Below are 12,822 nucleotides of genomic sequence, written 5' to 3'. Positions count from 1 at the left end.
TAAGAACCATGGCGGGGGAAATATTAACAGCGAACGCAGTAAGAGTGGGATTTGCAACTGTTAACGAGATTCAGGAATTTGTACAGCTTATCAAGGAATATAAAGGAGATCTTGATATGGCGCAGGGAAGAATGACCGTGGATGCCAAGTCAATTTTAGGAATCTGCAGCCTTAATATGCATGACGAAATGGAACTCCAGGTACACAGCGGAGAGTTTGAAAAACTCAAAAGTAAAATACGCAAATTCATAAAATAAAAAAATGAAAAAAGTCGGATAAGAAAGTTTGACATTTTTTCACAGGGTCGTTATAATAAGACGAAACAAGGGCGTTTTCTTCAGGGGAGAGAACGCCCATTTTTAAATTCCAGAAAACTTTTCCGCAGGCAAGCCTGTAAACAGAAACAAAATAAGCACGTGAGAAGTATAAAAGATATAAATATGTCAGATAACAGTCAGGAGGGTAATTTATGAATGATTACACGAGAGAAGATATTTTAGAAATGGTAGAGGAAGAGGACGTCGGCTTTATCCGCCTTCAGTTTACAGACATCTACGGCACCATGAAAAATATGGCCGTTACGGTGAGCCAGCTGGAGAAGGTGCTGAATAACGAGTGCATGTTTGACGGCTCATCTATTGAGGGGTTTTCCAGGACAGAAGAATCAGATATGTACTTATATCCTGATTTAAATACGTTTGAGATCTTCCCCTGGAGGCCGCAGCAGGGAAAGGTGGCGCGGTTCATATGCGACGTATACCGCCCGGACGGCACACCCTATGAAAGTGATCCCCGCTGCGTGCTGAAAAAAGTCATACGTGAAGCCCGGGAAATGGGATATACTATGAATGCCGGCCCGGAGTGCGAGTTTTTCCTTTTTCATACGGATGATGACGGTCTTCCGACCACGATCACACATGAAAGAGGAAGTTATTTTGATGTCGGGCCGCTGGACTACGGTGAAAATGCGCGGCGGGATATGGTGCTTACCCTGGAGGAAATGGGATTTGAGATTGAGACATCCCACCACGAAATCGCCCCTGCGCAGCATGAAATTGATTTCCGGTATGATGAAGCCCTGGCCACGGCGGATAATATTATGACATTTAAGCTGGTTGTGAAGACCATTGCAAAACGCCACGGACTGCATGCTACATTTATGCCTAAACCCAAATCCGAAACCTATGGATCCGGAATGCATCTGAACCTGTCACTTTCAAAAGACGGCACGAATATATTCCAGGATAGCAATGATAAAAACGGCCTGAGCCGGGACGGGTATTATTTTATGGGCGGCCTGCTGAAACATATGAAGGCCATTACCTGCATCACGAACCCGACTGTGAATTCCTACAAACGCTTTGTGCCGGGATATGAGGCGCCGGTATATATATCCTGGTCAGCAAGAACAAGGGGGCCGCTGATCCGCATTCCGTCTGTCCGCGGGGAGAAGACGCGGATAGAGCTCAGAAGCCCCGACCCTTCTGCGAATCCGTACCTGGCACTGGCAGTTCTGCTTGCTGCCGGGCTGGACGGCATTAAAAATCAGATTCTGCCGCCGGACAGTGTGGATGAAGACATTCAGGCAATGTCAGAGGAACAGCGCCGTGAGCTCCATATTGAAGCTCTTCCATGGAACCTGATGGAGGCGGTTCGCGAACTGGAGGGAGACGCACTCATCCGTGAAGTGCTGGGAGCGGACCTGACAGCTAAAACGATTGCCTCACATAAAAAGGAATACCATGATTATTGTATGCAGGTGACGGACTGGGAACTTGCGAATTATCTTCATAAAATGTAAACGTCCTGTATGGGGAACGAAAACAGTGTGGCTTGGAATGAAAATGGGCAGGAGGTGTAAGCGGGTATGAGCAGTATTGTGGTAGTATTTCCCAAAAAAGAGACTGCGGCAAATATTCGCAACCTGTTAGTACGGGGCGGCATTGACATATCCGGTATCTGTACCACCGGGGCCCAGGCGCTTCAATATGCAGATAATTTTGGGGAAGGCATTATGATCTGTGGATATAAAATGCAGGATATGTTATATTCAGAACTAAGGGAATGCCTGCCCGAATCCTTCGAAATGCTCCTGATTGCCTCGCCTGATAAGTGGAGCCAGGATCTGGTGAAGGGCGTGATAGGGCTTCCGACGCCGGTCAAAGGCTATGATCTGCTGAACACATTGCAAATGATGATGCAGACCATGCAGAGAAGACGCAGGAAGAGAAGAGAGGCAGCCAGGAACAGGGATCCCGGGCAGCGGGCGCTCATAGGGCAGGCAAAAGCGCTTTTGATGGAGCGCAATCATATGACGGAAGAAGAGGCGCACCGCTATCTGCAGAAGTGCAGCATGGACAGCGGGAACAATATGCTGGAGACTGCGCAGATGGTACTGACGATCATGTCAGAATAGAAGATGCGAAAAGGAGAGACAAGAATGAAGTTTACAAAGATGCAGGGACTGGGAAATGATTATGTTTATGTAAATGGCTTTACCGAGAAAATAGAAAATCCGTCCGAAGTGGCCGTACAGGTCAGCGACAGGCATTTTGGAATCGGTTCTGACGGTCTGATTCTGATCAATCCGTCTGCAGTGGCTGATTTTGAGATGGAAATGTACAATGCGGACGGCTCCAGGGGGGAGATGTGCGGAAATGGTATCCGCTGCGTGGGAAAATATGTTTACGATTACGGGCTCACGGACAAGACTGCGATATCGGTGGAGACGCTGGGCGGCATCAAATATCTGGAGCTTTCCGTGGAGGACGGAAAAGTAGTGCAGGTGAAGGTAGACATGGGAAAACCAGAGCTTAAGGCCGCATTGATTCCGATTATCTCAGAGGAAGAGCTGGTAATCAATGAACCGATTATAGTAGACGGAACAGAATATAAGATGACGGGTGTGTCTATGGGCAATCCCCATACGGTTGTCTACATGGAGGATATCGAGCATCTGGATATAGAAAAGACAGGTCCCAAATTTGAACACCATGAGCGTTTCCCCAAACGGATCAATACAGAGTTTGCGGCTGTCCTCGACAGACATACGGTCAGCATGCGCGTGTGGGAACGGGGTTCCGGGGAGACGCTTGCCTGCGGTACGGGAGCATGCGCAGTAGCTGTTTCCAGTATCTTAAACGGCCTGACAGAGGACGAAGTGACAGTCAGGCTGCTGGGAGGCGACCTGCTGATCAAATGGGACCGGGAAAAGGATACCGTATATATGACGGGCCCCGCGGAAGTTGTTTTTGACGGGGAATGGAATCAATCATCAGCAAAGGAGAACTAGCATGTTCAAAATAAACGACAATTATTTAAAACTGCCGGGAAGCTATTTATTTTCTACAATTGCGAAAAAGGTGAATGCCTTTACCGAAGAGCACCCGGAAAAAACGATCATACGCCTTGGCATCGGGGATGTCACACAGCCATTGGCTCCGGCCATCATCGAATCCCTGCACAGCGCTGTGGATGAGATGGGAAAAGCAGAGACATTTCACGGGTATGCACCGGATCTGGGCTATGAATTCCTGCGGAAAGCCATGGCGGAAGACGACTATCAGGCCCGCGGCTGCGATATTTCCGCGGATGAAGTCTTCATTTCGGACGGTGCAAAATGCGATTCCGGAAATATCCAGGAAATCTTCAGCACAGACAACAAAATCGCTGTATGTGACCCCGTATATCCGGTCTATGTAGACACCAATGTCATGGCCGGCAGGACAGGCGTCTATGATGCGAAGACAGAGACATGGAGCGATGTGATCTACATGCCCTGCACAGCAGAAACGAACTTTGCACCGGAGCTCCCAAAAGAGACACCCGATATCATCTATCTGTGTTTCCCCAACAACCCGACCGGTTCAACGATAACCAGGGCGCAGCTCCAGGATTGGGTAGACTATGCAAACAAGGCAGGGGCAGTCATCATTTACGATGCTGCTTATGAGGCTTATATCTCAGAGGAGGACGTCCCACATACAATCTATGAATGTGAAGGCGCCAGAACCTGTGCAATCGAACTCAGAAGCTTCTCCAAAAACGCGGGCTTCACAGGCGTGCGTCTCGGAGCGGCGATCATACCGAAAGACATAAAATGCGATGGGGTAACCCTGCATTCACTGTGGGCCAGACGCCACGGCACAAAATACAACGGAGCACCTTACATTGTACAGCGTGCCGGGGAAGCCGTATACTCCGAAGCAGGCAAAGAACAGCTGAAAAAACAGGTCGCATATTACATGAACAATGCGAAAGTCATATATCAGGGCCTGAAGGATGCCGGATACACCGTGTCCGGGGGAGTAAACGCGCCATATATATGGCTGCAGACCCCGAAAGGAATGAGCTCCTGGGATTTCTTTGATCATCTGCTTGAGAAGGCAGGTGTAGTCGGAACACCGGGATCAGGGTTTGGTCCAAGCGGAGAAGGATACTTCCGTCTGACTGCGTTCGGCAGTCATGAGAAAACGGTGGAGGCAATAGAAAGAATAAAAGCATTGTAAAATGGTAAGGGGGCAGTGCAATGGGGTCAGACCCCTCTTCAGAGGGGTCTGACCCCATTGCACACCGTATTCAGAATATTCAGAAAAAAGAGTCTCAAAAAACTTTTTGATGGAAATTACAAAAAGGGCTTGATTTTTCCGGGGAGTCTGCTATAATAACCATGTTGCGTCTGACAAGGACAAGACAGGATAATGCGGATTGGTGTAATGGCAGCACAACAGACTCTGACTCTGTTTGTGAAGGTTCGAGTCCTTCATCCGTAGTTGAGAATCTGCGAAAGCAGATTCTTAATTTTCTCTTTAAGAGAAGCAGAGGTTTATACATATCGGAGTGTGGCTCAGCTTGGTAGAGCGCTACGTTCGGGACGTAGAGGTCGCGTGTTCGAATCACGTCACTCCGATTGGTTACAAGGCTGGAGACATAAGGGATTGCAGATTTCTGCGGTCTCTTTCTTTTTAATGAAAATACCGATAATTAAGAATTTTGTTAAGAATTTTTTTGTGACAGGTGATACTGGGGGATAATAATTTTGAAAGAATTTAGAAAAATTTAAAATAGGAGATAGTGTATTTTTTTATGTTTTATCTTTAAGTATGGTTTGGTTGATATTTAGGACTGGGGCTTAGAAAGGTTTCATAGATTGTCTTTTGTGGATTTTTAAGGAATAGAAACTTGATATCAGATGTAAGATGTGTTATATTTAGAAATAAGGAGAGCACCGCCCACAGTGGTGGGAGCCTCACAGTTTAGGATTACGTCCTACATAAGGACGCGCCTACCCCGTTATTGCCGAACAGGGTAGGCATTTTTTATTTTCGCTTATTATGCCTATCTATGTAGGTAAGTAATGCGAGCAGAAAACCGCCGCCTAAAAACAGCAACGACAACACTTCATAAGCGTCCATCCGCACCACCTCCCCTCTTCTGTGAAGTTGGGAGGATCCTACCCTGTACACGGTACTCTTGAACGATTATATCATTATCAGACTGATTCGGCAATAAACAAGAAACTGCTTTTGTCAGGGTGTTCTGTCTGGGAGCAATGGTTATAGTTTAGACCGTGCCGTACACATCTTTAATAAAATGGAAAAGGAAAATCGAACGATACCTATGCGAAACGAACAGGAAATGTACCAACTCTTTTTAGACATAGCAAACAATGATGACAGAATATTAGCGGTATATATGAACGGCTCTCGCACAAATAAAAATGCGCCGAAGGATATCTTTCAGGACTATGATATCGTATATGTTGTAGAAAAAACTGCCGATTTCATAAATGACCTCCTGTGGATAACCCAATTTGGGGATATCATGTACATGCAGTATCCGGATGAAAGCCCGGATTACCCTAACGATAAGGAAAATTTTTATGGCTGGCTTATGCAGTTCAAAGATGGCATCCGCGTGGACTTACACGTCGAATCAACAGAACATGCACTGCAGAATATTGAAAAAGACAAGCTGTGTCAAATCTTATTAGATAAAAAGGGTATACTGCCGCTGATAGGGGAACCCACCGATCAGCAGTATTGGGTACAAAAACCCACAGCAGAACAATATACTGCGTGCTGTAATGAATTCTGGTGGTGCAGTAATAATATAGCAAAGGGGTTATGGCGCAAAGAAATTCCTTATGTGCAGGATATGGCAAATTACGTTGTGCGTAAGCAGCTGGAAAAGATGCTGTCCTGGAAAATAGGATATATGACGGATTATCAGGTAAGCGTGGGAAAATCAGCAAAATACATGTACCGGTGGCTTTCGGGCGAAGAATATCAGCTATACTTAGATACCTATTTCGGGGGGCGTGTTGATGAAGCGTGGAAATCTGTTATGTTAATGTGTGATCTTTTCGAAAACACAGCTCTTTGGGTAGCAGAACATAGCGGTTACGTTTATAATCAGGATGAAGGCAAAGCTGCAAGAGCATTCTTGGTGCATATAAGAAACCTGCCCCCGGATTCAACAGAAATATAGTGACTAATCAAAGCGAGAATAATAATGATAAAAACAAAAAACACAAATAGCATAATAAACAGAGAAGACATGTTGGAACTGACCAGACGTATGACCCTCGCCCGTAATTCGGTTACAAGAATTGCCGGGTGCTATGCAGACAGAGAAGGAATATTCGACGGAAGTTTTAATATAAATTTTTTAAAACTGTCCCCGGCGGAGCGGACAAATAAGCTGGCGCTGGCGAAGGCAATTCCTTACTCCCCTACGAATGTAAATCTGAAAAAATATGAATTTCCGCAGGAACAGCAAAAACCAGGCAGTATGTGGCAGATGCTTATGGCAATAAAAGAATGCGGGTTGAAAAATGATGCCCTGCTGGACACATTTTATGAAACTGTGATGGAACAATACCACGCAAAATCGGATTACGCTGTTCTACTATTTCATGACCGCTATGACATTCCGGCAAAGGCATCTGATCATGAACGCCTGTGGGAGTCCGAGGAAGTATTTGAATATATTATCTGCGCTGTATGCCCGCTTCTTGGGGAATACAATCCCGGGAATCCGGAGTGCGGCTTCTTATTCCCTGCGTTCACAGACAGATGCGGGGATCTGAATCATATTGATGTGTTCCAGGCGGACGCAGACGCCCCACATGATGAAATACTGGAGCTGCTGGGGGTACAATTATTTTAGTATATACAATTTGTTGAAGGAAGGAGATGATCCCGGTGCCACAAAAAAATCATAAAATGTTAGGGGGGAAATTGTTGCAGACAAAGAGAGTAAAGCGATCACTGAATGTAAAATCGGAAAATAAGACAGAAACCGTTTGTTTTATGAATATGTGCATGATCCAGGATGGAAAAGGGAATGTACTTGCGTTGGATAAAGTCAATGACAGTTATACAGGAACAACCTTTCCAGGAGGGCATGTTGAACAGGAAGAAAATTTTCATGATTCTATAGTTCGTGAGATTCATGAGGAAACGGGATTGGATATAGAAAATCCCCGTCTCTGTGGAGTCTATCATTGGAAGAAAGCGGGGATTCGTAATGTGATTTTCCTGTATAAGGCAGATAAATATGCAGGAGAATTAAAAAGCTCAGAAGAAGGCCGGGTCTACTGGATCCCGATGGACGAATTAAAGGAGAAAGAACTTGCAGCAGGGATGGAGTATGCACTGAAGATCATAGAATCGAGTCAGTTCTGCGAATGTTATATGCAGCAGAAAGCAGATGGATATGTGGGGACTTTGTACTGAACAGATATGTTTTAAGTCCTTTACCAAAGAATAGGAATATGCCGTGGAATTGAGTGCTTTCCAGCACATGATTTATCACGGCATATTCCTATTTTTTAATGCCATTTATATTTGGCCGCAAAAGGGCATTGTATCATTTGTGCGTTTTTATAGAGAAATAATAAGATTTTAGAGGGTATTTGTATCGAAAACAATAATAATATTGGGCGAAAATACTAAAAATAATCCATACAGAATTTAAATATTGACATTTAAGTTGTTATTAGCTAGAATAATATTATCGAAAAAGAAAAAATGGGAGGAAAGCAATGAAGAAGCAGATATCTATTGCGGCAGACCTGGGAGCCAGCGGAGGTAAGATGGCAAAAGGATATTTTGACGGGGATCACGTCGAGATTGGAGACTATTTTGACTTTCCAAACCAGCCTTTATCCTTGAACGGAAATCTATACTGGGATTTGTTTGCGCTTTACAATAGCATATTAAAAGGTCTTGACTTTTACTCCGGGGAGCAGGGGGCAGCCACGATTGGTATTGATACGTGGGGGGCAAGCTACGGATTTCTGGATAAAAGAGGAAGGCTTTTGGAGCCGGTTTATCATTACCGGGATCTGCGCACAGAACAGTCTTTGGAGAAATCTTACGAAGTGCTTCCAAAGAGAAAACTGTTTGAACTCACCGGATGCCAGCCTAATCGTTCTTATACATTGCCTCAGCTTTACTCGTACATAGAACATGGGGATAAGATCATAGAGTTGGCAGATAAGATGCTTTTTCTGCCGGATCTGCTGGCATATTTTCTCTGTGGGGAGATGTCAACCGAGCGTTCGATTGCGGGAACATCAGGGCTCATGAAGCCGGAGCAGGATGACTGGGCGCGGGAGGTGTTCCGAAGGCTTGGCATACAGGAAAGGATGCTGACGGGCATTGTGGATACAGGGTCGGTAAAAGGCTGCGTTCTCCCTGAGATTGCTTCTGTCACAAGAAACGGGGATACGAAGGTTATTGCAGTTCCGGGACATGATACAGCGTCGGCGGTGGTTGGAATCCCGGGCTTCGGCATAAACCAGGTTTACATGAGCATTGGAACCAATATTAATATGGGAATCGAACTTTCCCGCTGCATTGTCAGTGATAAGGCCTATGAAGGCGGATTTAAAAATGCGGGAATCATAGAAGACCGGAAGATACTATATCGGGATTTTGCAGCATTCTGGCTCCTGAATGAACTGAGAAGAACCTGGAAGGCCGAGGGACATGATTATGAGTATGACACAATTATGGAAATGGCTCTTTCATGTAAATCAAAGCGTGTGTATGTGGATGCCGATGATACACATCTAAATAATGCGGGCGGCAATGCAAAAGAAAAAATAAATGCCTATCTGGAACGGACCGGGCAGCAGACACTACAAACGGATGCAGAATTTGTCCGCTGTATATTGGAAAGCATTGCGTTGAAAGTCATGTATTGTGTTGAGTACTTGAAAAAGGAGCTTGCGATTCCGGTAGAGAAGGTGTCGGGAGTAAATGGCGGGAGCAGAAATTATGTGCTGATGCAGTTTATCAGCGATGCGCTGGGAATGCCTGTCTATGGGGGGATGCCATATGCAACACTGGCCGGTAATGTGATGACACAGATGTATTCGATGAGGGAGGTGGCATCGGTTAGCCAGATCAGGGAATTAGCCACAAATTCATTCGAAATGAAGGAATACCAGCCTCATACAGAAGAAAAAGAAAGATGGAAAGCGGATTTGCAGAAAATGACAGAAAAAGGGATCTGCAAGTAGTACGGAAAGTATTGTACATGTAAATAAAAAGGAGGAGAAAGATGAGCGAAAATTACATGGAAAAAATGAAAGAACTGGGAATATCTGAGGAGGTGGTAAATCAGGTGCTGGCTGTAGCTAAGCGCATGGACGACAAAGGGCTGGTCAATTCCTTTGCAGGGAATATTTCTGCAAAAGTGGATGGCAAAATTTATATTACGCCAACCGGACAAAATAAAGGCCTTCTCACACCGGAGAAGATTGCTGTTGTGAATCAGGATGGGGAGCGCATCTTTGGGATGAAGGAAACTTCGGAAATAATCATGCACAGTATGGCCTATGATATCTGCGAAGAGAATGGCTGGGATGTGGGAGGCGTTGTTCACAGCCACTCGAAAGTACTTACTGCATTTTCTATGGCGGGGCTGGATGTTGAGACAACAGCGCTTCCGGAGATGATGGGAAACTTCCATAAGATCCCATGTGCGCCATATGGGGCGCCGGGAACAAAGTTCATTATGACGATGGCAGAGCCTTATTTTGCGGAGGGATACAGAATCGTACTCCTGGGAAACCACGGAAGCCTTGCGGTAGGCAGGACTGTGGAGGAAGCCATGAATGTAGTGGAAGCATCCGAATCAATAGCAGAACAGATTTTGATTACAAAATATATTCTTGGCGGAGAAGCTTCATTGGATGTGGATGAAATAGCAAGATTCTTTGACATATATAAGGAGAACCGTTTAGGCAGAGTGAAATAACAGGGCAGAATCCTACTTCCACTAGTGGGAGAGTAATATAACCGAAGGGCAAACGGACATTAAAGCCCGGAGGGAACCGTTTTGCGGTAAAGCAGCAAAACAAAGTGAAAACACGTAGAAAAAGATGGAGGAAAACAGTATGAAGTTGAAAAAAGTGGTAAGTGTAGTATTAGCATTGACAATGGCTGCAGGCCTGGCAGCCTGCGGCAGCTCTTCAGACGGAGACAGTAAGAGCGGTGATGCAAAAACCAGTGAAAGCAGTGGAAACGGAACAGAAAAGACGACATTGACCATGTGGTCATGGTCACCGATCACACGTACATGTGACAAGATGATTGAGGCTTTTGAAAAAGAAAATCCGGATATTAAGATTGAGTTTACCTATTATAATTATGATCCGGAATATCTCTCAGCATTGTCTGCAGCAGCCGCATCGGACAATCTTCCGGACATTATTGGCCTTCAGCCAGGTTCCCTGACCGCGCAGTATGCGGATTACCTTATGGATTATTCTTCTTATGCACAGGAGGAGTGGGGCGATAACTGGAAAGATAATTACCCGGATATGATTGCAGACCAGATTCAGATGGGGAATAAGCCGGGAGATGAAGGCAATTACATACTTCCCGTAGAGGCACAGGTGATTTCTATAGTTTACAATAAGAACGTATTCAAAAAATACGGCCTTGATATTCCGAAAACATATGACGAATTTAAAGCGGTTTGCAAGACACTTAATGATAATGGCGTGGCGCCTTTGTTCTTTGGCGGAGCCAATGGATGGCAGTGTGTAAATCTCTTTACTATGCTGTGTTCACAGCTGGACACAACGATATTTGACAAAGCACAATCCGGCGAAATTAAATGGACAGATCCTGCTATGGTGGAGGCAATGAGCAACTTTAAACTGATGTTTGATGATGGGATCGTTCAGACGGGAGCGATGTCTGCAGATGCAAATACGAACGGAACTCCTGCTTTTGTATCTGATTCAGCGGCGATGATGGCGCTTGGTTCCTGGTGGTGTCAGGAATTTACCGCGGAAGATCCGGCAACAACGATTGCTGACTGGGATTTTGGGTTCTTCTATCTGCCGGCTGTAGGAACGGCTAAAAATCCGGCAACTCCTGTAGGCGGTATAGACTTTGGTTATGGAATCACAAAGAATTGTAAAAATCCGGATGCTGCATGGAAAGCACTCAAATCATTCAGCGCAGGTGCAGGTATCCAGGCATGTGTGGATGATGTAAACAACCTTCCGGCGTTCAAAGGGATTGAACCTAAGAATACAGAACTGAACAAAGACCTGGTTGAACAGTATAACAGCTTCTCAGAAGATTTGAACAGCGCAATGAATCAAAGAATCGGCGAGCCTACGATTGAAACAGCACTGCAGAATGCACTTGCAGGCGTTGGTTCCGGCGAACTTACGCCAGAGCAGGGATGCCAGGCAGTACAGGATGCGCAGGACGCATTATAGGCGGCGGAGACAATGTTTATAATCCCAAACAGATAAGTCTTAGGTGAACTTAACTGGGAGAACCAACCCCTTTTTATGAGGCAGAGGTTCTCCCATATTTGAACACGGCAGTGTGAACATATACAGTAATGCGGCTGGAAGGAGGATAAAAGATGAGTAACATAGCAGTAAAGGCAAAGGGAAAGAAAAAACATAATATCCCAGGGTATTTGTTTATTCTTCCGTCTGTACTGTTCTTCCTGTTTTATATTTTATATCCGATAGGGTTTGTAGGCTGGAGCAGTTTGTTCAGTTGGTCTACTCTGAAAAATATGACTTTTGTCGGAATGGAGAATTATATCAGAATTTTTCAGGATAAAGTATTCCTCACGACTATGAGAAATTCTCTTTTCTGGATTATCACGACAGTGCCGATTCAGGCAGGAGTCGGATTTTTCCTGGCATATATAATAGAAGAGCAGCTTCAAAAAGGAAAAGGTATATTCAGGACAGTATTTTTCCTTCCGGTAGTTACGTCTGTAGTAGTTGTAGCTATTGTTTGGGGAAAAATGCTGCAGCCATATCAGGGGATCATTACACATTATTTGTCGTCTCTTGGTATCGGAGGACAGGTAAATATCCTGGGAATGCCCAATACTGCAATTTTTGGATGTATTATCGCAAACATATGGGAATGGACGGGATGGTCCATGATCATGTATGTGGCAGGAATGTCCCAAATCCCGGAGGATATGAAAGAAGCGGCAAAAATAGACGGGGCGACGCGGTGGAAGGAAATTTTATATATTTATATTCCCTCACTGTCATCCACACATAAATCCCTTTTGATGCTCGGCATCATCGGCTCACTTCAGACATTCGGGCTGATCTATACCATGACAGGAGGAGGGCCGAATCATGCGTCAGAGATGCCGGGAACTTACATTTTCCAGTCTGGGTTCACAAATCAGCAGATGGGATATGCGTCCGCCTTATCCGTGGTAATATTACTATTCGCACTGGTGCTTACTGTATTCCAGGTGAAGGGGCTTGGAGCGGGCGATTTTATGAGGAAGGAGGCAGACTAAACC

General features: G+C 45.1%; 13 protein-coding genes and 2 tRNA genes. 14 read left to right on the top strand and 1 reads right to left on the bottom strand.

From position 1 onward, the window contains the following. The first annotated feature begins 8 nt into the window (after positions 1-8). The 7 genes from ARB69_RS14625 (at position 9) to ARB69_RS14595 (ending at position 4,909) form a co-directional block, all read left to right on the top strand. The gene (locus ARB69_RS14625; protein WP_050641674.1) at positions 9-257 is read left to right on the top strand and encodes an HPr family phosphocarrier protein; all 249 of its coding nucleotides are present in this window, start codon (positions 9-11) and stop codon (positions 255-257) included. Positions 258-469: 212 nt separating this feature from the next. Further along, positions 470-1,801: a glutamine synthetase family protein gene (locus ARB69_RS14620; RefSeq protein ID WP_050641673.1), complete on the top strand. Its 1,332-nt coding sequence runs from the start codon at positions 470-472 to the stop codon at positions 1,799-1,801. Positions 1,802-1,867: 66 nt separating this feature from the next. After that, positions 1,868-2,416, top strand: a complete 549-nt coding sequence (locus tag ARB69_RS14615; RefSeq protein ID WP_050641672.1) for an ANTAR domain-containing response regulator — start codon at positions 1,868-1,870, stop codon at positions 2,414-2,416. A 24-nt stretch (positions 2,417-2,440) separates the two neighbouring features. Continuing rightward, positions 2,441-3,292, top strand: coding sequence for a diaminopimelate epimerase (dapF, locus tag ARB69_RS14610; RefSeq protein ID WP_050641671.1), 852 nt, complete (start codon positions 2,441-2,443; stop codon positions 3,290-3,292). Between the two features lies 1 nt (position 3,293). After that, positions 3,294-4,508: an LL-diaminopimelate aminotransferase gene (locus ARB69_RS14605; RefSeq protein WP_050641670.1), complete on the top strand. Its 1,215-nt coding sequence runs from the start codon at positions 3,294-3,296 to the stop codon at positions 4,506-4,508. 193 nt (positions 4,509-4,701) lie between these two features. After that, positions 4,702-4,772 (top strand) — tRNA-Gln (locus tag ARB69_RS14600). A 63-nt stretch (positions 4,773-4,835) separates the two neighbouring features. Further along, a tRNA-Pro gene (locus tag ARB69_RS14595) sits at positions 4,836-4,909 on the top strand. Positions 4,910-5,318: 409 nt separating this feature from the next. Here the strand turns inward: ARB69_RS14595 and ARB69_RS27735 are convergent. Beyond that, positions 5,319-5,414, bottom strand: coding sequence for a putative holin-like toxin (locus ARB69_RS27735; RefSeq protein ID WP_242843882.1), 96 nt, complete (start codon positions 5,412-5,414; stop codon positions 5,319-5,321). 205 nt (positions 5,415-5,619) lie between these two features. Here ARB69_RS27735 and ARB69_RS14590 point away from each other — a divergent pair, with 205 nt between their 5' ends. The 7 genes from ARB69_RS14590 (at position 5,620) to ARB69_RS14560 (ending at position 12,819) form a co-directional block, all read left to right on the top strand. After that, entirely contained in the window at positions 5,620-6,489 is an 870-nt protein-coding gene (locus ARB69_RS14590; RefSeq protein ID WP_055153921.1) for an aminoglycoside 6-adenylyltransferase, read from the top strand. 51 nt (positions 6,490-6,540) lie between these two features. Continuing rightward, a complete protein-coding gene (locus tag ARB69_RS14585) occupies positions 6,541-7,170 on the top strand; it encodes a DUF4317 family protein (RefSeq protein ID WP_050642734.1) in 630 nt (209 codons plus the stop codon). A 74-nt stretch (positions 7,171-7,244) separates the two neighbouring features. Continuing rightward, the gene (locus ARB69_RS14580) at positions 7,245-7,739 is read left to right on the top strand and encodes an 8-oxo-dGTP diphosphatase (protein WP_242857608.1); all 495 of its coding nucleotides are present in this window, start codon (positions 7,245-7,247) and stop codon (positions 7,737-7,739) included. 308 nt (positions 7,740-8,047) lie between these two features. Then, a complete protein-coding gene (locus ARB69_RS14575; protein WP_055153917.1) occupies positions 8,048-9,532 on the top strand; it encodes a rhamnulokinase in 1,485 nt (494 codons plus the stop codon). A 41-nt stretch (positions 9,533-9,573) separates the two neighbouring features. Next, the gene (locus ARB69_RS14570; RefSeq protein ID WP_242857607.1) at positions 9,574-10,272 is read left to right on the top strand and encodes a class II aldolase/adducin family protein; all 699 of its coding nucleotides are present in this window, start codon (positions 9,574-9,576) and stop codon (positions 10,270-10,272) included. Between the two features lie 139 nt (positions 10,273-10,411). Beyond that, positions 10,412-11,752 (top strand): ABC transporter substrate-binding protein, encoded by a 1,341-nt coding sequence (locus ARB69_RS14565; protein ID WP_055153915.1) that lies wholly within the window; start codon positions 10,412-10,414, stop codon positions 11,750-11,752. A gap of 152 nt (positions 11,753-11,904) precedes the next feature. Next, the gene (locus ARB69_RS14560; RefSeq protein WP_055153913.1) at positions 11,905-12,819 is read left to right on the top strand and encodes a carbohydrate ABC transporter permease; all 915 of its coding nucleotides are present in this window, start codon (positions 11,905-11,907) and stop codon (positions 12,817-12,819) included. The last annotated feature ends 3 nt before the right edge of the window (positions 12,820-12,822 follow it).

It is taken from the genome of Faecalicatena contorta (genome assembly GCF_001404335.1).
In the GTDB taxonomy this organism is placed as follows: domain Bacteria; phylum Bacillota; class Clostridia; order Lachnospirales; family Lachnospiraceae; genus Faecalicatena; species Faecalicatena contortus_B.
This window is presented reverse-complemented; position numbering and strand designations above follow the sequence as displayed.

Coding starts and splice junctions, on each gene's coding strand:
- ARB69_RS27735 (WP_242843882.1), bottom strand. CDS start 5,414: ATGGACGCTTATGAAGTGTTGTCGTTGCTGTTTTTAGGCGGCGGTTTT.
- ARB69_RS14625 (WP_050641674.1), top strand. CDS start 9: ATGGCGGGGGAAATATTAACAGCGAACGCAGTAAGAGTGGGATTTGCA.
- ARB69_RS14620 (WP_050641673.1), top strand. CDS start 470: ATGAATGATTACACGAGAGAAGATATTTTAGAAATGGTAGAGGAAGAG.
- ARB69_RS14565 (WP_055153915.1), top strand. CDS start 10,412: ATGAAGTTGAAAAAAGTGGTAAGTGTAGTATTAGCATTGACAATGGCT.
- ARB69_RS14560 (WP_055153913.1), top strand. CDS start 11,905: ATGAGTAACATAGCAGTAAAGGCAAAGGGAAAGAAAAAACATAATATC.
- ARB69_RS14570 (WP_242857607.1), top strand. CDS start 9,574: ATGAGCGAAAATTACATGGAAAAAATGAAAGAACTGGGAATATCTGAG.
- ARB69_RS14590 (WP_055153921.1), top strand. CDS start 5,620: ATGCGAAACGAACAGGAAATGTACCAACTCTTTTTAGACATAGCAAAC.
- ARB69_RS14575 (WP_055153917.1), top strand. CDS start 8,048: ATGAAGAAGCAGATATCTATTGCGGCAGACCTGGGAGCCAGCGGAGGT.
- ARB69_RS14615 (WP_050641672.1), top strand. CDS start 1,868: ATGAGCAGTATTGTGGTAGTATTTCCCAAAAAAGAGACTGCGGCAAAT.
- ARB69_RS14605 (WP_050641670.1), top strand. CDS start 3,294: ATGTTCAAAATAAACGACAATTATTTAAAACTGCCGGGAAGCTATTTA.
- dapF (WP_050641671.1), top strand. CDS start 2,441: ATGAAGTTTACAAAGATGCAGGGACTGGGAAATGATTATGTTTATGTA.